At 59.4% G+C, this 20795-nt stretch carries 21 protein-coding genes; 6 read left to right on the forward strand and 15 right to left on the reverse strand.

Annotation, left to right across the window (positions count from 1 at the left end; translation table 11 throughout):
* Positions 1-64: 64 nt before the first annotated feature.
* Positions 65-625 (reverse strand): 16S rRNA (guanine(966)-N(2))-methyltransferase RsmD, encoded by a 561-nt coding sequence (gene rsmD, locus AN476_RS14455; RefSeq protein ID WP_054462304.1) that lies wholly within the window; start codon positions 623-625, stop codon positions 65-67.
* The gene (locus AN476_RS14460; protein WP_054462305.1) at positions 622-1833 is read right to left on the reverse strand and encodes an NAD(P)/FAD-dependent oxidoreductase; all 1212 of its coding nucleotides are present in this window, start codon (positions 1831-1833) and stop codon (positions 622-624) included. Before AN476_RS14460 ends, rsmD begins: the two co-directional genes overlap by 4 nt.
* Positions 1834-1932: 99 nt before the next feature.
* Here AN476_RS14460 and AN476_RS14465 point away from each other — a divergent pair, with 99 nt between their 5' ends.
* Positions 1933-2421 (forward strand): peroxiredoxin, encoded by a 489-nt coding sequence (locus AN476_RS14465; RefSeq protein ID WP_054462306.1) that lies wholly within the window; start codon positions 1933-1935, stop codon positions 2419-2421.
* Between the two features lie 59 nt (positions 2422-2480).
* Here the strand turns inward: AN476_RS14465 and AN476_RS14470 are convergent, their stop codons facing one another.
* The 6 genes from AN476_RS14470 to AN476_RS14495 form a co-directional block, all read right to left on the reverse strand.
* Complete coding sequence (locus AN476_RS14470; RefSeq protein ID WP_054462307.1) at positions 2481-2774, reverse strand: 4a-hydroxytetrahydrobiopterin dehydratase; 294 nt, start codon at positions 2772-2774, stop codon at positions 2481-2483.
* Entirely contained in the window at positions 2771-3958 is a 1188-nt protein-coding gene (locus AN476_RS14475; protein WP_054462308.1) for a GNAT family N-acetyltransferase, read from the reverse strand. Before AN476_RS14475 ends, AN476_RS14470 begins: the two co-directional genes overlap by 4 nt.
* Positions 3959-4005: 47 nt before the next feature.
* Positions 4006-4779 (reverse strand): glycerophosphodiester phosphodiesterase family protein, encoded by a 774-nt coding sequence (locus tag AN476_RS14480; RefSeq protein WP_054462309.1) that lies wholly within the window; start codon positions 4777-4779, stop codon positions 4006-4008.
* The gene (locus tag AN476_RS14485) at positions 4776-5234 is read right to left on the reverse strand and encodes a RidA family protein (protein WP_054462310.1); all 459 of its coding nucleotides are present in this window, start codon (positions 5232-5234) and stop codon (positions 4776-4778) included. Before AN476_RS14485 ends, AN476_RS14480 begins: the two co-directional genes overlap by 4 nt.
* Before the next feature lie 98 nt (positions 5235-5332).
* Positions 5333-6637: an HlyD family type I secretion periplasmic adaptor subunit gene (locus AN476_RS14490; protein ID WP_054462311.1), complete on the reverse strand. Its 1305-nt coding sequence runs from the start codon at positions 6635-6637 to the stop codon at positions 5333-5335.
* Positions 6634-8367 carry a type I secretion system permease/ATPase gene (locus tag AN476_RS14495; protein ID WP_054462312.1) on the reverse strand — a complete coding sequence of 578 codons (1734 nt, stop codon included), beginning with the start codon at positions 8365-8367 and terminating at the stop codon, positions 6634-6636. The genes AN476_RS14490 and AN476_RS14495 overlap by 4 nt, the downstream gene beginning before the upstream one ends.
* Positions 8368-8561: 194 nt before the next feature.
* On the opposite strand from AN476_RS14495, the gene AN476_RS14500 reads away from it, so the two are divergent.
* Together AN476_RS14500 and AN476_RS14505 are read left to right on the forward strand one after the other, a co-directional pair.
* Entirely contained in the window at positions 8562-9323 is a 762-nt protein-coding gene (locus AN476_RS14500) for a VacJ family lipoprotein (protein WP_054462313.1), read from the forward strand.
* A gap of 3 nt (positions 9324-9326) precedes the next feature.
* On the forward strand, positions 9327-9917 hold the full coding sequence (locus AN476_RS14505; protein WP_054462314.1) for a phospholipid-binding protein MlaC: 591 nt from the start codon (positions 9327-9329) through the stop codon (positions 9915-9917).
* Between the two features lie 99 nt (positions 9918-10016).
* Here the strand turns inward: AN476_RS14505 and AN476_RS14510 are convergent, their stop codons facing one another.
* The gene (locus tag AN476_RS14510) at positions 10017-12296 is read right to left on the reverse strand and encodes a transglycosylase domain-containing protein (RefSeq protein ID WP_054462315.1); all 2280 of its coding nucleotides are present in this window, start codon (positions 12294-12296) and stop codon (positions 10017-10019) included.
* 282 nt (positions 12297-12578) lie between these two features.
* Here AN476_RS14510 and AN476_RS14515 point away from each other — a divergent pair, with 282 nt between their 5' ends.
* Both AN476_RS14515 and AN476_RS14520 read left to right on the forward strand, forming a co-directional pair.
* Positions 12579-12917, forward strand: a complete 339-nt coding sequence (locus AN476_RS14515; RefSeq protein ID WP_054462355.1) for a P-II family nitrogen regulator — start codon at positions 12579-12581, stop codon at positions 12915-12917.
* Positions 12918-12940: 23 nt separating this feature from the next.
* Positions 12941-14251, forward strand: coding sequence for an ammonium transporter (locus AN476_RS14520; protein WP_009810666.1), 1311 nt, complete (start codon positions 12941-12943; stop codon positions 14249-14251).
* Positions 14252-14394: 143 nt separating this feature from the next.
* Here the strand turns inward: AN476_RS14520 and AN476_RS14525 are convergent, their stop codons facing one another.
* From AN476_RS14525 to AN476_RS14550, 6 genes are all read right to left on the reverse strand, one after another.
* On the reverse strand, positions 14395-15579 hold the full coding sequence (locus tag AN476_RS14525; protein ID WP_054462316.1) for an amino acid aminotransferase: 1185 nt from the start codon (positions 15577-15579) through the stop codon (positions 14395-14397).
* The gene (gene sseA / locus AN476_RS14530) at positions 15579-16433 is read right to left on the reverse strand and encodes a 3-mercaptopyruvate sulfurtransferase (protein ID WP_054462317.1); all 855 of its coding nucleotides are present in this window, start codon (positions 16431-16433) and stop codon (positions 15579-15581) included. Before sseA ends, AN476_RS14525 begins: the two co-directional genes overlap by 1 nt.
* 186 nt (positions 16434-16619) lie before the next feature.
* Positions 16620-17168 carry a hypothetical protein gene (locus AN476_RS14535; RefSeq protein ID WP_054462318.1) on the reverse strand — a complete coding sequence of 183 codons (549 nt, stop codon included), beginning with the start codon at positions 17166-17168 and terminating at the stop codon, positions 16620-16622.
* Between the two features lie 296 nt (positions 17169-17464).
* Positions 17465-17941 carry an SsrA-binding protein SmpB gene (gene smpB / locus AN476_RS14540; RefSeq protein ID WP_054462319.1) on the reverse strand — a complete coding sequence of 159 codons (477 nt, stop codon included), beginning with the start codon at positions 17939-17941 and terminating at the stop codon, positions 17465-17467.
* Between the two features lie 44 nt (positions 17942-17985).
* Complete coding sequence (locus AN476_RS14545; RefSeq protein ID WP_054462320.1) at positions 17986-18840, reverse strand: DMT family transporter; 855 nt, start codon at positions 18838-18840, stop codon at positions 17986-17988.
* A gap of 51 nt (positions 18841-18891) precedes the next feature.
* A complete protein-coding gene (locus AN476_RS14550; RefSeq protein ID WP_054462321.1) occupies positions 18892-19455 on the reverse strand; it encodes a helix-turn-helix domain-containing protein in 564 nt (187 codons plus the stop codon).
* A gap of 128 nt (positions 19456-19583) precedes the next feature.
* On the opposite strand from AN476_RS14550, the gene AN476_RS14555 reads away from it, so the two are divergent.
* Positions 19584-20747, forward strand: coding sequence for a benzoate/H(+) symporter BenE family transporter (locus tag AN476_RS14555; RefSeq protein WP_054462322.1), 1164 nt, complete (start codon positions 19584-19586; stop codon positions 20745-20747).
* Positions 20748-20795: the final 48 nt, after the last annotated feature.

The raw sequence follows: 20795 nt of genomic DNA on the forward strand, positions 1-20795 counted from the left end.
GCGTTCCGCATAGGGAGGCAAATCCTGCACTGGCACAAAGTCGCGCGTCAGGGGAGCGCCTGTTTCAGGCTGAAACATCACGCAACATCAGGGTGATATGGCTATCACCATATCTGCGTGCATCGCGCAACGCATAGCCTTCTGGCGGGGACATGGCTGCGTTTTCTTCCCAGATGATCAAGGCATCCTCTGCGATCCAACCGCCTGTCTCGGCCGCCTGCAATGCCTTTTCTCCCAAAGCTTTGCCATAAGGGGGATCGAGAAACACCACATCAAAGGGCGGCTGCGGGTTCTCTCCCAGTTTCAGTGCATTCCGTCGGATCAGGCTGGCGCGATCTTTGGCGCGGCAGATCTCGATATTCTTGGCAATCAGCCCCTGCGATACCCGGCCATCATCAACAAAGGTCACGCTCTCGGCGCCGCGCGATAGGGCTTCCAGCCCCAAAGCGCCGGTTCCGGCAAAGAGATCCAGCACCCGCATACCGTCAAAATCAACCTGATGCGCCAGCACGTTGAACAGGCTTTCGCGCACCCGGTCGGTGGTGGGGCGCAGATGCGCGCCCGCATCGCCCTTACCCAGCGCCGCCAAGGCGCGGCCGCGAAAATCTCCGGCGATGATCCTCACGCTTTCAACAGGGGCTTCAGATCTGCGGCAGGATCGGCAACCACCGATTTATCCGCCGTCTTGCCCATATCAATCAAGCGCTTGCCCACCATATAAGCCCGCGGATCGTTCATCGCATCCACCGCAACCAATTCATCACCTTTGTAGTACCAGAATGAGGTCGTGCGCCCCTCACCAGCACGGGTAACGACATTGTCGAACCCCGTGTTCAGACCTGCGATTTGTAATTTCACATCATATTGATCCGACCAGAACCAGGGCGTTGCCACATAATCCTTGCCCGCACCCATCATGTTCTGCGCCACCACTTCGGCCTGGTCGATGGCGTTGGGTACGCTTTCCAACCGGATGCGGCCACCTTTGTAGGGGAAGGAGGCACAATCGCCCGCCGACCAGATCGAGGGATCCGAGGTGCGCCCCTGGGCATCGGTTTTGATGCCATTATCCAGCTCCAGCCCGGCCAGTTCGGCCAGCTGCGTGCCGGGGGTAATACCAACGCCAACCACAACAAAATCGACATCGACACGGGAGCCATCGCTCAGCACTGCGCCAGTCACTTGGCCTGCGTCGCCCTCCAGTCGCTCCAAGCCGGTGCCTTCGAGGATGGTCACACCGTGTTCGCCGTGCAGGGTGCGGAAGTAATCAGATGTCTCGGTTGCCGCCACCCGTTGCAGGATACGATCACCCATCTCTACCAGGGTGACATCAACACCGCGCTTGGCGCAGACCGCTGCTGCCTCCAGCCCGATATAGCCCCCGCCAACGATCAAAGCCCGCTTGCCTGTCGTAACATGCGGCGCCATTGCATCCACGTCACCAAGGCCACGCACCACAAATACACCCGCCAAATCCCCGCCAATAGCACCGGGCAGGCGGCGCGGATCAGATCCGGTGGTCAGGGCCAATTGATCGTAGCCGATGACCTCATCCTCCAGTGTCACGGTCTGAGCCTCGGTATCAATCGCCGTCACTGCCGAGCCAAGACGCAGGGTAATATTGTTCTCGACATAAAAGCTTTCGGGACGCAGGAACAAACGCTCCAGTTCCATTTCACCCAGCAAATAGGCCTTGGAGAGCGGCGGGCGCTGATACGGCAGGTGGTTTTCGGCCCCAATCAGGGTGATTTCGCCATCAAACCCGTCTTTGCGCAGTTTCGCCACCAAGGACGATCCTGCCTGGCCTGCTCCGATCACGACGATATGGCTCATTTCGGCCCTTGCCTCCCACACTGGTTTTGGTCTCCTGTTGTCGTGACCCTATAGGGGCCGCGAACCAAAACGCAATCACCACAAGAGAGGAAACGCGCAATGATTTCTGCAGGAGAGAAACTCCCCGATGCAACCCTGACCGTGATGGGGGCAGAGGGACCTGCTCAGGTGCAGATGGCAGAAAAGGTAACTGGCCGGAAAGTCGCAATTTTTGCCGTTCCTGGTGCCTTTACTCCAACCTGTCATTCGGCCCATGTGCCGAGCTTTATCCGAACCAAGGATCAGTTTTTTGCGAAGGGAGTGGAGGAGATTATCTGCATCTCTGCCAATGATCCCTTTGTTATGCATGCCTGGGGCGAGGCCACCGGCGCCAATGCCGCCGGCATCACCATGATGGCCGATGCGGAAAGTGCCTTTACCGATGCCATTGGCATGCGCTTTGACGCGCCGCCCGCCGGGCTTATCGGGCGTTCGCTGCGCTATGCAATGTTGGTCGAAGACGGCATCGTCACCAAGCTCAACATGGAGGAAAACCCCGGTCAGTGTGAACTTTCCGCCGGTGAAGGCCTGCTGGACTCAATGGACTAATCAGAGCCACGGCTGTGCCAGGGCTTTCCCCGGCGCAGCCGACCCTATGTGACAGGCAGTTAGACCAAGCTGTCCATCTTCCGGGCCAGTTTGGCGTCCAAAGCCGACAGTCCCTCGACGTCATGGGTGGTCAGGACCACCGTCACCCGATTGTAGATATTGCTCCACTCTGGATGGTGGTTCCATTTTTCTGCCCAAATCGCGGCGCGGGTCATCCAGCCAAAGGCCTCGACAAAACCGTCAAAAGCAAAGGTCTTGATCAGGGCGTCGCGCCCCTCGACCATTTCCCATCCGCTTTGGAACAGGGGATCCAACAGGGGCCCCCGGGTGGCTTCGGATAATCTTTCGGTCATTCCTGTTCCTCCACTTCAGTTTTGCGAAACGGCCCATAGCTGGTCAGGACCTCAACCTCTTCTGCCACCGCCGCCCGCTCGGCCTCCAGGTAGCGGCCCACGGCTTCGGCAAACCCGGCATCCCCCAGCCAATGCAAGCTATGTGTCTCCACCGGCAGATAGCCCCGCGCCAATTTATGTTCGCCCTGTGCGCCGGCCTCCACACGTGACAATTGGTGAGCAATGGCAAAATCAATCGCCTGATAGTAGCACATTTCGAAATGCAGGCAGGGGTGATGTTCAGTACATCCCCAATAACGCCCATATAGCGTGTCTCGTCCGATGAAATTCAAGGCACCTGCCACTGGCACGCCGTCTCGTTCCGCAAGGATGAGATGCAGATCCTGCGCCATGGTTTCGTGAATGATGGAAAAGAACTCTCGCGTGAGATAGGGGCTGCCCCATTTGCGCGAACCGGTGTCCTGATAAAACGTCCAAAATGCATCCCAATGCTCGGGGCGAATCTGGTCGCCACTATAGCTGCAGATTGTGCCACCAAACCCCTGTGCCTGCGACCGTTCCTTGCGGATGTTCTTTCGTTTGCGCGAGGACAGCGCGGCAAGAAAATCGTCAAAACCCGCGTAGTTCGCGTTCAGCCAGTGGAATTGTTGGCTCACTCGGGGCATCAGCCCCATCTCGGCACCAATCTCAGCCTCCTGCGGCGTGCAAAAGGTCACATGCAGCGAAGAGACCTGATTGTCTGCCGCAAGCTGCACAGCCCCCTGCACCAGTGCTGATTGGCCGATCCCTTCATAGCCGGGCCGCACCAGAAGCCGCCGGCCGGTGGCAGGGGTAAAGGGCACTGCGACCTGAAGCTTGGGGTAGTAGCGACCACCCGCGCGCTCATAGGCATGGGCCCAGTTGTGATCAAAGATGTATTCGCCCTGGCTGTGGGATTTGGCATAGAGCGGCGCACAGGCGATCAGGCGGCCTTCGACATAGGCGGTGAGATACTGCGGCTGCCAACCGGTGCCAGGCCCAACCGATCCGCTCTGCTCCAAAGCGTTGAGAAAACGATAGGTAGTAAAGGGGTCGTTTGGACGGGAGCCGTCCACGGCTTCCGGGCAGGCACAGGCGTCCCAATCCGCAGCCTCAATCTGCGACAGGCTGCCAAAGACGCGTATTTCAACCGGTTTCTGATCCATCAGCACTCCCTGCGCCTGACAGTATTTGAGCAGCGTTGCGCCCGTAATCAACCCGGCAAAGGGGAAAGATACTGCTCGAAGGTAACATTATCGACCCATTTGCGCGCCTCATCCTCGGCGGCCTGGGACGTCACTGTCCAGCAGAGAACCGGAATTCCGGCCGCGCGCAGATCCTGCACTCGGGGACGCTCCAGATCGCCCACTTCATGGCTGATAAAGCTCGACCGGCTGCTGTCAAAATCGGGGATACCGCGCAGGCGATTGCAGGTCTCAGCTGGGACCGGGACCCAATCCTCAGGGTCATAAGAGCTGGTCACCAATCCCCGCGCAATATCAGGTGCATAGCGCGCCAGCGCCGCTGTCGCATGTGGATTGAACGACATCAAGGCGACCGTCCCGGTATAGCCCTGCAGTTCTTTGGCGGTGGCTTCTTCCAGGGCCCCAACATTGGGGCCCAGATTGCCATCCTGATCCTTGATCTCAATCAGCAATGGTACCTGCCCGGCAACCAGATCTAGAACCTCGGCCAGGGTTGGTATGCACTCGCCATCTCCGCCTTTTAGCGGGATCTGGGTAAGCTCTGCCTGACTGCGTACCATGATCCCACCGCGCGCCTCCGCAAGGCGATCCAGCATGTAGTCGTGAAACACCATTGGACAGCCTTCGCTGGAGCGCTGCAGATCAATTTCGATCGCATAGCCCGCAGCAATGGCCGCGCGGATGGCCGCGCGGCTGTTTTCGGGTCGCCCATCGGTCACATCATGCAGCGCCCGATGCGCCACCGGCTGCGACAGAAACTCGGCGGGTAGCTTTGGGATCATTTGATCTGGAACACCGCGTCGATTTCAACCGCAACGCCCAGAGGCAGCGAAGGCGCACTGACGGCGGAACGCGCGTGACGACCGGCGTCGCCCAGCGCTTCGACCAGGAAATCAGAGGCCCCGTTCACCACCTGTGGCTGCTGGGTGAAATCAGCGGTGGAATTGACAAAGGCGCCCAGTTTCACCACCCGCACCAGACGTTCAAGATCGCCATCACAGGCGGCCTTGAGCTGTGCAAGCAGGGCAATGGCGCAGCGTTTGGCGGCGGCCTGACCGGCATCGACATCCATATCCGCGCCGAGCGTGCCGGTGATCAGCCCGTTCTCATCCGACGAGATCTGACCCGAGACATAGACCATGTCACCTGCGACAACAAAAGGCACATAGTTGGCCGCCGGCGCAGGGGCCTCTGGCAGGGTGACACTCAGGTCTTTCAGTTTTGCTTCGATGCTCATTGTCGCGCTCCTTCACGGCCGATGTTTCGAGGCGACGCTAGCGCTGATGAAACCCGCCGGAAAGAGTAAAAGCGACAACATCCCTCTCTGTTCGGACATCAATCTTCGCGGAAGGCTTTGACAAAATAATCCGCCAGCGGTTTCACCAGATAGGATAGCGGCGAGCGATCCTGGGTGCGGATGTAGCTCTCCACCGGCATGCCGGGGATCAGCACCGTGCCTTCCGGCAGGCGCTGCGCTTCATCGGGGTTGAGCTCGACCTCGGCTCGGTAATAGGAGACCCCGGTGTTCTGGTCCTCAAAGGCATCGGCAGAGACCAGCGTCACCTTGCCAAACAGATCCGGTGTATTGCGCTGATCCAACGACGAGAACTTGAGCGTAACATCCTGCCCGACATAGATCTGCTCGATATCCGTGGGCGAGACCTGTGCGGCGATCACCAGCGGGCGGTCCTGCGGCACCAGATAGAGCACCGGATCTGCCGCCCGTATGACGGACCGCGGGGTATGCACCTGCATGTCATAGACAATGCCCGAAACCGGAGCGGTGATATCCAACCGCGCCAAGCGCTCGATCAGGGTGCGACGGTTCTCCCCGAGTTCCAGTTCTTGATAGCGTAGATCACGCAATTGAGTAATCGCCTCTTCGCGGCGGGTTGATCCCAGTTTCAGGATCTCGATCTCGGTCTCAGTGATCCGTCCCAAGGCCTGGGCCTCGGTTGCAATCAGCTCGCCGAGGCGACCGCTCAGATCGGCCTCGGTGCGGCGCAGGTTCAGCACAGTGCCAGCCTGGGCCAAGCCACGCTCTAGCAGGATATTCTGGTTTTTCAGCTCTTCAGCGATCAGCTCCAGCTGCAACGCCATCGATTCCTGTTGTGCTTTGATCCCGGTGATCTGATCCTGTGTCTGGGCGCTGCGCTTGTTCAGCTGTTCGATTTCCCGGGCGATGGATTCCGCGCGGGCGACAAACAGACGCTGCTGCCCTTCAATCAGATCCCTCACGGCAGGGCGGGTTGCCGTCAAAGCCAACAGCTCCGCGTCAAACTGCACTTCCTTGGTGCTGTCGCGCTCTGCCTCCAGCCGCCCACGGCGCGCCATCATCTCAAACAGCTGCCCCTCAGTAATGGCCAATTGCGAGCGGAGTTCCTTGGCGTCCAGCCGCAAGAGCAGGTCGCCACGAGTCACGCTGTCGCCATCATCCACCAGGATCTCAGACACAATGCCGCCATCCAGATGTTGGACGACCTGTCGGTTGCGATCCACCTCAATGCGCCCTGTCGCCACGATGGCCCCCGCGATCGAAGACATCACCGCCCAGGTTCCAAAACCACCCAAAAGGATCATCAGTGTTAGAGTGCCAATCAGCAGCGGGCTGCGAGCGGACCATTCCTTATCCTGGCTCATTGAACCCCTCCCGTCCCAGCGTTTTTGCGGATGGATTGATGATTGGCCACCATTTCCTGCAGCACTTTGTCTTTGGGACCAAAGGCCGTTTGCACGCCTTTGTCGATCACCAAAAGCATCTCACATTCCTGAATAGCCGCAGGTCGATGCGCCATGATCAGCACCGATTGCCCCGCCGCCTTGAGCGCCTTGATGGCCTGGTTCAGCGCAATTGAGCCTTCGTTATCAAGATTGGAGTTGGGCTCATCCAGAATGACGATCACTGGGGTGTCATAAAGCGCACGGGCCAGAGCGACCCGTTGCATCTGCCCCCCCGACAATCGCCCGCCGCCTGCCGAAACACGGGTGTCATAACCCTCCGGCAGGTTGACGATCATCTCATGCGCCGCAGCTTTCTTGGCAGCAGCCACCACTTTTTCCGCATCCGGCTCCTCGGCCAGCCGGGCAATATTCTGAGCAATAGTGCCCTCAAACAGCTGCACGCGTTGCGGCAGATAGCCAAAATGCCGCCCCAGGACATCCGGGTCATATTGATCCAGAGCCGCACCATCCAAGCGAATGGTCCCAGCGGCAGGCCGCCAGGCGCCGGTCAGCGCCTTGGCCAGGGTGGATTTGCCCGATCCAGACGGACCAATCACTCCAATCGCCTGTCCCGGCTCCACCCGGAAGATGACATTGCGCAATTGTGCCCGGCTGTCCCCGGGCGGCACCACGGCCAAGGCCTGAACCTCCAAACGCGCCTCGGGCTGTGGCAACGCCATGCGCTCGGCCTCGGCAGGCACTTTGGTGAGCAGTTCAGCAAGGCTGTGCCAGCCCTTGATGGCGCGTTGCACCATGGCCCATTGCCCAAGCCCCAGCTCGATTGGGGCCAGGGCCCGGCCCATTAGAACCGAACCGGCAATCATTGCCCCTGGCGAGACCTCGCCATTGAGCGCCAGATAGGCACCAAGCCCAAGCATGGCAGATTGCAAAAACAGACGGAGCGTTTTGGTCAGGGTGGTAAAGCCCCCCCCGGTATCATTGGCGGTGAGAGTATCCTTGAGCGCTGCGTTGCGCAGTTTCTGCCAGCGCAGGAAGGCGGCTCCGCGCATACCCATGGACTGGATCATCTCGGCCTCGCCACGAATTTCCTCGGAAGACAGATTGGCCCGATGCCCCGATACCGCCGCCTGTTGCAAAGGCGCGCGGCTGAAAATCTGATTGAGCAGCGCCACTGCAACCAAAACCGCACCACCGCCCAGTGCCAAGAGCCCCAACCAGGGGTGAAACAGCGCAATCCCTGCCAGAAACAACGGCGTCCAGGGTAGATCAAAACCTGCCCCCAGCACTGGCGAGGACATCAACCGCTGGATGGCTTCCAGATCCGCTGTTGCAGTCTGCGCCACCGGATCCTGCGCCACCGCAGAGCGGCGTACTGCAGCGTCAAATACCCGTTTGTCCAACGCCGCCTGGAACCGGGCGCCAATTCTGGCCAGAACCCGCCCTCGCACGTAGTCCAACAGCCCCATCATGCCGTAAAGGAACAAAACCAGCAGCGACAGGGCCACAAGAGTGGCCTCAGAGCCGCTGCCCAACACCCGATCATAGACCTGCATCATGTAGAGAGGGCCAGTCAGCATCAGCAAATTTACAAAGACACTGAAGAGACCAACCGCCCAATAGAGGCTGCGGCTTGAACGGCGACAGGCCGTAAGTTCATCATATCCGGGCTTAAAAGTTTTATTTGCCATATTGACTATGCTCTATCTGTTCAAACGGTCCGCGACATATTAGACCCTGCGCCAACGACAACTCTTGGGAAACCTGTTCCGAATCTGCCACAAACGTGCAAACAAATTGCTGTAGAACAGTGGGAATCTTCGGAATTGCCACTAAGTAGGTGCTCGTGTTTCTTAAATAGCGAATTAAGTGGGTTACAACTCAAATGCTAATTTTCACCAAACCTCGTTTTGTCTTTGCTGCAGTTGCGTTGGTTTTGTCCCTGGCAGGTTGCGCTGCACAGGACCCGGCAGCAAAAGCAGCGGGTGAGGTTTTTGATCCCTATGAGAACACCAACCGCTCCGTGCACAAGCTCAATCTCGCTGTCGATCGCTTTGCCTTCCGTCCCGCATCCAAAGGCTATGTGGCGATTGTTCCCGAGCCGATGGTCACCAGCTTTTCGTCTTTTGCCGAAAACCTGTCGATGCCCGGCCAAGCGGTCAATGCCCTGTTGCAGGGCAATCCTAAGCTCGCCGGCCAGGCACTTGCACGCTTTGCTCTGAACACCACGATCGGTTTTCTTGGCTTGGCCAACCCCGCCTCTGATTTCAACCTCCCCGAGGTGAATACGGACTTTGGTCAAACGCTTGCCGTTTGGGGCGTGGGTGAGGGCGCCTATGTCGAGCTGCCCCTCTACGGTCCCTCTACCGCACGCGATGCCACAGGTATTGTCGTCGATTTCTTCACCAATCCGATTGGCTATGCTCGGAACAATCCCGCCGATAACATCAGCATCTACGCAGAAATAGTGCGTCGCATGGGGAACCGTGGCAGATATTCGGATACGGTTGATTCTATTCTCTATGAAAGCGCTGACAGCTATGCGCAGGCCCGCCTGCTCTATCTGCAGAACCGGCGTTTTGAGCTGGGCGAAACCGCCGAGATCAGTGAAATCGATCCCTTTGAACTAGATACCGAAGGATTTTAAGCCATGCATCGTCGCAGTTTCTTGACCGGGCTTTCCGCCAGCGCGGCGCTTGTGCCCGCCACACCGCTTTGGGCTTTGAACGAGGCCGGGGCCAGCAAGCTGATCAACAGCCTGGTTGCCGACATCAACACAGTCATCGCATCGGGCAAAGCCGAGAACGCCATGTTCCGCGAATTTGAGCGGATCTTCAAACGCTACAGCGATACGTCCTATATCGCCGCCTATGCGCTTGGGGTTGATGCACGTCGTGCCACCAAGACGCAGAAACGGAACTTCTCCAAGACCTTTCAGGGCTATATTTCCCGCAAATATGGCAAACGCTTTCGCGAATTCATCGGCGGCAGCCTGGAAGTGAAAAGCGTGAAGCGCGTGAAGAAGTGGTATGAAGTAAGCACCCTTGCCCGTCTGCAGGGCCAAGCTCCGTTTGAGGTCACCTTTTTGGTCTCTGATCGCTCCGGCAAGGACCTTTTCTTTAATATGTATATTGAGGGTGTGAACCTACTGCTGACCGAACGCACCGAAATCGGGGCGATTTTGGACAGCAACAAAGGCGATATCGACGCCATGATTGCCGAGCTGAAACGCCTAAGCTGATACCCCTTGCGTCAAGGCGCAGGGCTCCATGCAGTCTCTGAATTGAAAAGGCTCCCAGTTGGGAGCCTTTTTTACATCGCGAAGCCAAAGAGGCCAAACCTAGTTGCGGCCAAAGATATCGCGCAACAACCCGTCCACAGCACGGCCGATTTCCTGGCCCGGCCGGTTGCGTTCGCGGCGCCGTTGCGGAACCGGTTGCACGGGGTCCGGAATAACAATCGGCGCTGGCTCCAACATCGGCAGAGGTTTGGGGGGCAGGCCTTCGTGTACCCGCACCATGGCCTCGTGCCAGATCTCTGCCGGCAGGCCACCACCAGTGACACCGCTCAGGGGCGTGTTGTCGTCATAGCCCATCCACACCCCGGCCACGTAATCCGCGGTAAACCCGATAAACCAGGCGTCACGTGCGGCCTGCGTGGTGCCGGACTTCCCAGCCGCCTGCCAACCCGGAATCTGCGCGCGGCGCCCTGTGCCCTCGGCAATGACTTTCTCCATCATCCAGACCAGCTGCTGCGCCGCCTCGGTCCGGATCACCCGCTCTCCCATACCGCCGCTGCGTCCCATCAGGGGTTCGGTATCGGTAACCAGTCGCAGCTCGCTTACGCCATAGGGAGTGACCGAAGAGCCGCCATTCAGGATCCCGGCATAGGCCCCGGTCATTTCCAACAATGTGCTTTCGGAGGCCCCAAGCGCCAGCGCCGGACCTTCAGCCATCGCATTATCGATGCCAAAATCGGAGGCAACGCGGCGCACCAGATCGCGACCCACCGCCTCGGAGAGCTTGACCGCTGGCACATTCAGCGAGTCCCGAAGAGCCCGGGCCAGAGTCACCTCACCATAGTATTTGCGGGTATAGTTCTTGGGGCACCACTCCCCAGAGCCGGGCAGATCCAGACAGTATTCTGTGTCCAACAAGATATCGAGCGGGGAATAGCCCAGCTCCAGGGCCGTGGCATAGACAAAGGGTTTAAAGGCAGAGCCGGTCTGCCGTTTGGCCTGGGTGGCCCGGTTAAAAACACCGGAGACACGGGTCCTGCGCCCGCCAACCATAGCCCGCACGGCCCCATCTGCGCTCATGACGACAATGGCGGCCTGCGCTTTGGACCCCTCCCGCACCTTATTTTCAAACACATAGGTGATCGCATCTTCGGCTGCCGTTTGCAGACGCTGATCCAGAGTGGTGCGGATCACCACATCCTCGGCAGTTTGAGCGCCAAAATAGCTGGGCACGCTGTCCATGATCCAGTCGGCAAAATAGCCGCCCGCCCGCGCCTCTGCTGCAGGGCTCAGCCGCGCCGGATTCTCCTGCCCTGCTTTGGTTTCCGCGGAACTCAGATAGCCCTGATCATGCATCAGGCGCAGCACTGTCGCGGCACGATCCTGCGAGCGCTTCAAATTGTTGGTTGGTGCCAATGACGATGGCGCTGTCAGCAATCCTGCAAGCATCGCGCCCTCAGCCGCGCTCAGCTGGCTGGCCGATTTACCAAAGTAGCGCTGTGCTGCGGCCTCCGCGCCATGGGCCCCGCCGCCCATATAGGCGCGGTTCATATAGATCGAGAGGATCTCATCCTTGGTGTATTTGACCTCCATCGCCAGCGCATAGATGGCTTCGGTGCCCTTGCGCCACAGAGAGCCCTGGCGGCAGTCCTTTTCATAGGCGGCTTCGCTTTCCCATTCAGTGGGGTCATAGGTCCGGCCAAGACACAGAAGCTTTGCCGTCTGTTGGGTGATGGTGGAGCCACCATGTCCAGACAGGGGGCCACGGCCCTCGCTCAGATTGATGCGCACAGCCGAAGCCACGCCGCGCGGCGAAATACCAAAATGGCGGTAGAAGCGTTTGTCCTCAGTGGCGACGATGGCGTTTTTCAAATGTGGCGAGACGGTCTGTGCGGTGACCACGCCGCCAAATTGGTCGCCCCTCCAGGCAAAGACCTCGCCCTCGTGGTCTAGCAGGGTAACAGAGCCCCTCGCCCGGCCATCCAGCAGCGTTGCCACCTCTGGCAAGTTGATGGCCTGATAGCCCACGGCCATGCCCACCAGAGTGAGGACAATCACCCCAATCCGCCAAGAGAACCCCCAGATCAACCGCAGCAGCCAGCGAAAGGGCATCAACAGGGTGGCGATCACGCCCCGCGACTTGCGCCGCGAGCCTGCGGGCTTTCTGCGCGCAGGCGCCGCCCGCTGTGCTTGCGGCTTGGAGGAGGGTTTGGCGGTTGGCCTGGATTTTGACTTGGGCTTTGGCTTGGGTTTCGACTTGGGTTTCGAATTTCCAAACAGCAGCCCCCAGAGACCGCCAGCCCGTTTGGCTGGCCGCTTGCCTGCTGCCTTTGCATAGCGTTTCTCCGCCACCAGTGGCTTTCGCCCTGAACCCTGCGCCATCTTGAAATCCTGCCCGGTTTGCCCGTTTTAACCACTTTAGCCCTTTCGCACAGCTTTGTAGAGAGGCGGTTTATGGGGAATTTCCATCCCCCCACCGCCCAGATTTCGGGCATGTTTACCTTTTTGCGCTCGTTTTTTGACCGTCCGCCCTCATGCTGCACCTGCAAAACGCCCCCTCCGGTTCCCCCGACTCGGCGCCTTGGTTTTTCTGCAGGTGCAAATGCGCGGGTGCTCCAGCCAGATCCTTTGGTGACAGGCACCCTCCAAGACGAGGATGTCGAAATGAAAATGATCATCGCTGCCATCAAACCCTTCAAACTGGAGGACGTCCGTGAAGCGCTGACCGCTCTTGGCGTTTCGGGGTTGATGGTGTCCGAAGTAAAGGGCTTTGGCGCCCAGGCGGGCCACACCGAGATCTACCGTGGGGCCGAATATGAAGTGAATTTTGTCCCCAAGCTGAAACTGGAAATCGTGGTTTCCGCCAGCCTGGCCGACCAAGTGGTCGAAACCATCGCCAATACCGCCCGCACCGGAAAAATCGGTGACGGCAAGATCTTTGTGATCGACGTGGAGCACGCCCTGCGGGTGCGCACCGGCGAAACCAATCAAGACGCGCTGTAAGCGCCGCATTTGGAGGATAACTGATGCGTAAACTCTCTCTCTCTTTGTCGGCGCTAGCGCTGGCCACCCTGCCGGGCCTGGCCATGGCGCAAGAGGCGGCTGCCCCAAGCTTTGACGAAATCGGCCCCTACATCATGACAACCCTGTTGTTCTGCATGGCAGGCTTCCTGGTGTTCTTCATGGCCGCAGGCTTTGCGATGCTCGAAGGCGGCCTGGTGCGCTCCAAGAACGTCACCATGCAGATGACCAAGAACATCGCGCTCTACTCGATCGCGGCCATCATGTATTGGCTGGTTGGCTTCAACACCATGTATCCGGGCGATTTCAATGGCTTCTTCTCGATTGGTGGCCAAACGGTCTTGGATGCCGTAGGGGTTTCCGCAGCAGATGCCGCGCTGGACTATGCCTCGGTCGGGTCTGACTTCTTCTTCCAGCTGGTGTTTGTTGCGGCCACCGCTTCGATCGTATCGGGCGCCCTGGCTGAGCGGATCAAACTGTGGCCCTTCCTGGTCTTCGTAATCGTTCTGACTGGCTTCATGTACCCAATTTCCGGCTCCTGGAAATGGGGTGGCGGCTGGCTCGACGCTATGGGCTTTTCTGACTTTGCTGGCTCCACTGTTGTGCACTCTGTAGGTGGCTGGGCTGCTCTGGCTGGTGCGATCGTTCTTGGCCCCCGTTTGGGCAAGTACAAAGACGGCCGCGTCAACCCAATGCCTGGTTCCAACCTGGCCCTGGCGACGCTCGGCACATTCATCCTGTGGCTCGGCTGGTTCGGTTTCAACGGCGGCTCGCAGCTGGCGATGGGCACCGTAGGCGATGTTTCTGACGTGTCGCGCATCTTTGCCAACACCAATATGGCAGCTGCTGCCGGTGCCGTTGCCGCGCTGATCCTGACACAGGTATTGTACAAGAAGGTTGACCTGACCATGGTCCTGAACGGCGCGCTGGCCGGTCTCGTATCGATCACCGCTGAACCACTCGCCCCTACCCTCTTTGGCTCGCTCTGGATCGGTGCCGTCGGTGGTGTGATCGTGGTCTTCGCAGTCCCAATGCTGGACAAGTTCAAAATCGATGACGTTGTCGGCGCCATCCCTGTTCACCTTCTGGCGGGCATCTGGGGCACCATCGCGGTGATCTTCTACGGCGAAGCCAGCCTGATGACCCAGCTGACCGGCATTGTAGCCTACGGTGTGTTCACCTTTGTCGCTTCGCTGGTAATCTGGTTCATCCTGAAGGCAACCATGGGTATCCGCGTCAGTGAAGAAGATGAGATCAACGGTCTCGACATGTCGGAGCTGGGCATGGAAGCCTACCCAGAATTCAAAACAGGCTAATCTGGCCAAGAACTCCGAGCAGAACACTGAAACGCGGCCCCAGCGGGCCGCGTTTTTCTGTTACTGTGTTCAGATATCCGCCCACGAAAAAGCGCGCCCTGCCAGGGCGCGCTATAATCATTCTCGCTAAGGCTTAGCTGCAATCAGACGCCGGCGTCGATGATCGCCTCGGCCAGGATCGGAACCGTGGTGGTGTTCAGACCGGCAATGTTCATGCGGCTGTCGCCCACCATGTAGATGCCATTGTCCGCTCGCATTTTCTCCACCAGATCGGGCGAAGTGCCCAAGAGCGAGAACATGCCACGGTGCTGGGCGATAAAGCCAAATCGGTCAGAACCGCTGAGGCGCTGCAGCTCATCGGCCAGCTGCTGACGCAGGCCCAGCATGCCCAGCCGGACCTCTTCCAGCTCTGCGGCCCAATCGGAGCGCAGCGCATCGTCGTTCAGGATCATGGTTACCAGACGCGCCCCGTGATCAGGTGGGAAGGAATAGTTCTGCCGGTTCAGGAAGGCCAGGGTGCCCTGGTTCAGCGCCTGCGCGCTGGCGTCGTTGGAGACCGCCATCAGCAATCCGGTACGTTCCCGGTAGATGCCAAAGTTCTTGGAGCAGCTGGCCGCAATCAGCACCTCGGGGCAGCTGGAAGCCACCAGGCGCACGCCCTGGGCGTCTTCTTCTAACCCATCCCCAAAGCCCTGATAGGCGATGTCGATCATCGGGATCAAACCATTGGCATTCAACAGGTCCACGACCTCTTGCCACTGGGTCAGATTCAGGTTGGCCCCGGTGGGGTTGTGACAGCAGCCATGCAGCAGCACCACATCGCCCTTGGAGGCCTTTTTCAGGTCTTCCATCATGCCGTCAAAGTTCACACCACGGGTCTCGCGGTCGAAATAGCGATAGGTCACGGTTTCGATGCCAACATAGTTGAGGATCGAGATATGGTTGGGCCAAGTCGGGTCCGAGACATGCACCTTGGCAGCAGGGTTGGCCATCTTGATCAGCTCAAAAGCCTGACGCACAGCGCCGGTGCCACCAGGTGTGGCCGCCGCAGCAATGTTTTCACGGGCAACAGCGCTGCCGAGGATCAGCTGGATCATGGCATCGGAATAGGCAGGATCTCCGGCCAGACCCACATAGGATTTGCTGGTCTGCTCTTCCCAAAGCTTGTGCTCGGCGGCCTTGATGGCGCGCATCACCGGCGTCACGCCCTCGGCGTTCTTGTAGACGCCAACGCCAAGGTCGATCTTGCTGTCACGCGGGTCTTCGCGGAACTTTTGCATCAGAGCCAGGATCTTGTCAGCTGGCTGCGGTTTCAGGGTTTCGAACATCAGTTCTCTCCGGTTGCAACGGGAAGGGTCGGGAAGGCGCCCCATTCCGACCAGGAGCCATCATAAAGCGAATGATCGGTCTTGCCGATCCGCTCCAGGCCCAGGCTCAGGACGGCAGCGGTAACGCCGGATCCACAGGTGGTAATGGCGGGTTTGGACAGATCAACGCCGGCGGCCTCAAAGGTGGAACGCAGGGCCTCCGCCTCTTTCATGGTGCCATCTGCATTTAGCAGATCCGTATAGGGCGTATTCTTGGACCCAGGGATATGGCCTGAACGCAGACCTTCGCGGGGTTCAGCCACCTCACCACGGAACCGCGCAGCGGCGCGAGCGTCGATGATCTCATGATCGCCCAGCTTTGCCGCCGAGGAGACCTGGGTCACATCACGCACCAGGTGGTTTTGCACCCGCACAGTCATATGGCGGTCACGGATCACCGGCGGCAAGTCTTCGGTCTCGCGACCCTCGGCCAGCCATTTTGGCAGGCCACCATCCAGCACCGCGACATTGTTCTGACCCATCAAGCGGAACAGCCACCAGACGCGGGCGGCGGATTTCAGCCCGGCCCCGTCGTAGACCACCACCTGATGGCCGTCACCAACGCCCATGGCGCGCAGCCGGGACATAAATTTCTCTACCGGGGGCACCATATGCGGCAGCTCAGAGCGGTGATCCGAGATGTCGTCGATATCAAAGAACCGCGCATTTGGGATGTGTCCGGCGTCATATTCCGCCTGAGCATCTCGCTCTTCCTGAGGCAGATACCAGGATCCATCCAGCACCCGCAGGTCCGGATCTTTCAGGTGAGCAGCCAGCCACTCGGTGGATACAAGAGTTTTTGGATCGTCGCGCATCAAAGCCTCCCTGAATATGTGTCAATGCCTACTATTGGCGTGCCAGAGGTGCAAGGGAAGGCTGAAAGAATGCTCAAGGCTGTGTAAAGATCCCCCCTGACCTAGAGAGTTGCAAACAAAGGGGCCGCGGCGCGAACCCTGGCTGCTGCCAGGCGTGCTTGTCCCGCGCCGGGTCTGTTCGAGCCTCTAGCTGACCACACGCAATTCGGGTCTTTGGCCGCGCTGACTGCGGGCCACGGGCCCCGCCGGGAAGCGATCGGCAAAGGAGAGCCCCGCGCGGATGACATCCGGATCCATGGTGCAACCGGTGACATTGGCCACAGCCTCTCGCGCCCGCGGGGTGTCATCGCGCCGCATGTGGTGCAACATCTGCAACAGTGCCTGCTCATCCCGTGTGACAAAGTCTCGTTCGTCCAATGCCAATGGGTCGATGGCGTCAAATCCCGCACGCCGCGCTTTGAGGGTGAATTGGACCAATTTGAACAGGGACTGGGCAACCGGCAGACCCAGGGTCTCGCCCCAACGCTCCGCTGCAATCTTATAGGCAAACTGCCAGGATTGGCTCTCAGGCCGAGTCAGGCTCAACATAAAGTGGCGCAAGACCGGCAACAGCCCTGTCTCGAACTCATCCAGATCGCAAAAGGTCACAGGCATCATGTCCCGTTTTTCCAGGGGACGGCGCTGTGGCTGTGCCGAGCAGTGTGAAGATATAGAAGAGTTGGTTGAAGGCGTCATGGATCTGTCCTTTGGCCGGTGCTGCGGCTTTGGTTTTTGAAGACAGGAGTGCCGGGCGGGATCACGCAGGATCAATCTGACTGGGCTACCGATCTGGATTGCGCGATACCTGACAAAATTAATCAGATTAATCAAGTCCCGATTTTTCGCCAACCGTCCCCGTCCCACCCGCAGTTCTCCTTTCCGGGAACCTGACGCGCTGACACAAAAACAGCCCCTCTGATCATGCAGAGAGGCTGATAGCGGATCTTGTCAAAACAGTTGCCAGTAGGGCCCCCGGCCAAAGCGCCTGAGCGTCAGCCATGATCCTTCATCAGGCGGCTCTTTTGGCGCGACCAATCGCGCTTGGCCTGAGCTTCGCGCTTGTCATGCGCCTTCTTGCCCTTGGCGATGCCGATCTTCAGCTTGGCGCGCCCCTTGTGGTTAAAGTACATCACGATGGGCACCAGGGTCATGCCCTTGCGCTGTGTTGCATTCCACATATCCGACAGCTGCTTGCGCGAGACCAGCAGCTTGCGGCGACGACGTTCCTCATGTTTGAACATCTTGGCCTGCGAATAGGGCGGCACATAGGAATTCACCAGCCACAGCTCGCCATCTTCCACAGCCGCATAGCTTTCGGCGATATTGGTGCCGCCTTCGCGCAGGGCCTTCACTTCGGAGCCTTCAAGCATGATGCCGCATTCCACGTCATCTTCGATGGCGTAGTCAAACCGCGCGCGGCGATTTTCTGCGATCACTTTGTAGTTCGGGTCTGATTTCGTCTGGGCCATGTCTGGCAGATGTAAGCCCCCCTGCGGGTGGGCGCAAGGTGACTCTATCTTCTGGAACTACGGAGGAGGGTGAAGAGACCGCTTGTCACGATCACGGCGCTGCCCAGCAGGGTCCAGCTGTCCGGGCGTTCGCCAAAGACCAAAATGCCCAGCGCCATGGCAAAGACCAGTCTGGTATAGCGAAACGGGGCCACAACCGAGATTTCGCCATGCCGCATCGCCCCGGTCAGCGCGTTATAGGCAATGACACCGATACCGGTGGTCAGAGCCAAATAGAGCCAGACCCGACCGCTGGGCCAGAGGGCACCCCCCGTCCAGGCCAGCGCTATGGCACCGGCGATCACCAGCATGGCAAAGCCAAACAACCCCAGTTGCAGGTTGGTCATGGATTTGGGAGCCGCCCGCGTGGCCAGGTCTCGTCCCGCAAAGCCCAGGGTGCCAATCACCGCAAACAGAGAATAGATCTCAAATCCGCTGGCGCCGGGACGCAGGATCATCAAGACCCCGGCGAATCCCAGGCCAATTGCCAGCCAGCGCCGCCAGCCCACCTTTTCGCCAAAAAACACCACAGCACCACCCGCCACCACCAGCGGGGTGGCCTGCAAAATGGCCGAGGCCGAGGAGAGCGGCGTCAGGGCAATGGCCAGGGTGAAACAGAGCCGTCCTGTCACCTCAGCCAGAGAGCGCAGCACCAAAGGGCGCGTGCAAAACCCCGGGTGCCACAGGGGCTGCCCATGCGCACGCGCCACCGCCGCAAAAACCAGCATCCCCCCAAGTCCAAACAGAATGAGGATCTGCCCGACCGGCAACTCCCGCGCCACCTGTTTGATGAACATATCCTCGAGGGCAAAGGCCACCATGGCCAGGGCCATCAACAGGCTGCCACGCAGCGTTTCCATGATCAGCTCTCCTCTGGGCTGGTTTGCTGTCACGGTCCAAGGCGACCCGCCTCAACCGCGTGCAACGACACCGACGTGACGTGGGTAATGGTGCATATTCAAAAATTCAGCCCCCTGCGCACCACCGCGATAGCCATGGGGCTGATCTGCCTGGAACCGGATCCCCTCTCCGGCGCCCAGTGCCACCCAGTCTCCGTCGCGCAGCACCTCCATGTCTCCGGTCAGGACAAAGACCTCTTCAACCACCCCGCACTCATGCGGCTGCGAGACATGTGTCTGGCCCGGCGTCAGACTGATGCGAAAGGTCTCCCCGCCCAGCTCCGGGTCAAAGGGAAAGACGATTTTCACCGCGATACTGCCGGGAAACTGCACCGTTTTAAAGGGCTCTGCCGGGTCTGGTTGGGCTGCGTCCAACTCTCCGATCAGTGCCGACAAAGGCAGGTGAAACCCCTTGGCGATTTTCCACAGCGTCGCAATCGTCGGGCTGGATTCCCCGCGTTCGATCTGTCCCAGCATCGCCTTGCTGACCCCGGTCAGATCTGCCGCCTTGGACAGGCTCATCCCGGCCCCATTGCGGATCTTGCGCAGATTTGCCCCGATGGCATCCTCACTCATGACTATTGCTCCAAAGAGCCTGGATCAGGCAGGTTTCAAATAGGACTTGTGCGTTATAGCGCACAAATGCAATATGGGCGTTATAACGCACAAAACCATAGCCCAGCCCCGAAAGAAGGAAAACCCGAATGTTGTCACAGCTGAAGCTCTCTCACCTGGCAGCAGGTGCCGTGGCAGTGCTGGTGGGTTACACCAGTTCGGTGGCGATCATCTTCCAGGCCATCGAGGCTGTGGGGGCAAGCCAGGCCCAGGCCAACAGCTGGCTGATGGCACTGGGGCTGGGCATGGGGCTGACCAGCTTGGGCTTGTCCTTGTGGTTTCGCATACCCGTGCTCACCGCCTGGTCAACACCAGGCGCGGCCCTGCTGGTGGTTGGATTGCAGGGGGTTCCCATTGATCAGGCGGTGGGCGCCTTCCTTTTTTGCGGTGCTTTGCTCACGCTAACAGGGCTGACCGGCTGGTTTGAACGCCTGGCGCGATTGATCCCTGACAGTCTCGCCAATGCGCTCTTGGCCGGCATCCTGTTCAAATTTGGCCTCTCGGCCTTTACTGCCCTCAATGAGGATACAGGATTGGTCGCAGCGATGGGCCTGGCCTTTCTTGCAGGGCGCCTCTGGTTTGCTCGCTACACGATTTTGGGCGTGCTGCTGATCGGCGCAATCTGGGCTGGTTTCACAGGCAGCTTTGGCGATTTTGACCAATTGAACACCAGCCTCTCGCTACCCTCCCCGGTACTGCCAGAGTTTTCGCTGCCTGTGCTGATCGGCGTGGGACTGCCGCTCTACGTGGTCACTATGTGCTCGCAGAATATGCCCGGCACCGTCACCCTACGCGCCGCCGGCTATACCCCGCCTGTCTCTGCCACCCTGAGCGTGACCGGCGCAGCCACGCTGGTCCTTGCCCCCTTTGGTGGCTTTGCCTTCAATTTCGCCGCCATCACCGCCGCCATCTGCGCGGGTCCCGAGGCCGATGACGATCCTCAAACCCGCTATCTCGCCAGCGCTGCCGCCGGCCTGTTCTACTGCCTCGTGGGCCTGGGCGGCGGCACCGTGATCAGCCTGTTTCTGATCGCCCCGCCCGCATTGATCGCTGCGGTTGCCGGGCTGGCATTGCTGTCTACCATCGGCAACAGCCTCTCCCATGCGCTGCGAGACGAAACAGGACGCGAGGCCGCCCTGATCACCTTTATGACTGCCGTTTCCGGCATCAGTTTCCTTGGCATTGGAGCGGCCTTTTGGGCCCTGGTGCTGGGGCTGGGGGTGAATCACCTCTTTGCCCGCCCCCGCCACTAAGCCACAGGCCCCCTACACCAGGCCGCCCAAACGCCATCAAGCCACCAC

Source organism: Phaeobacter sp. 11ANDIMAR09 (assembly GCF_001294455.1).
GTDB lineage: Bacteria > Pseudomonadota > Alphaproteobacteria > Rhodobacterales > Rhodobacteraceae > Pseudophaeobacter.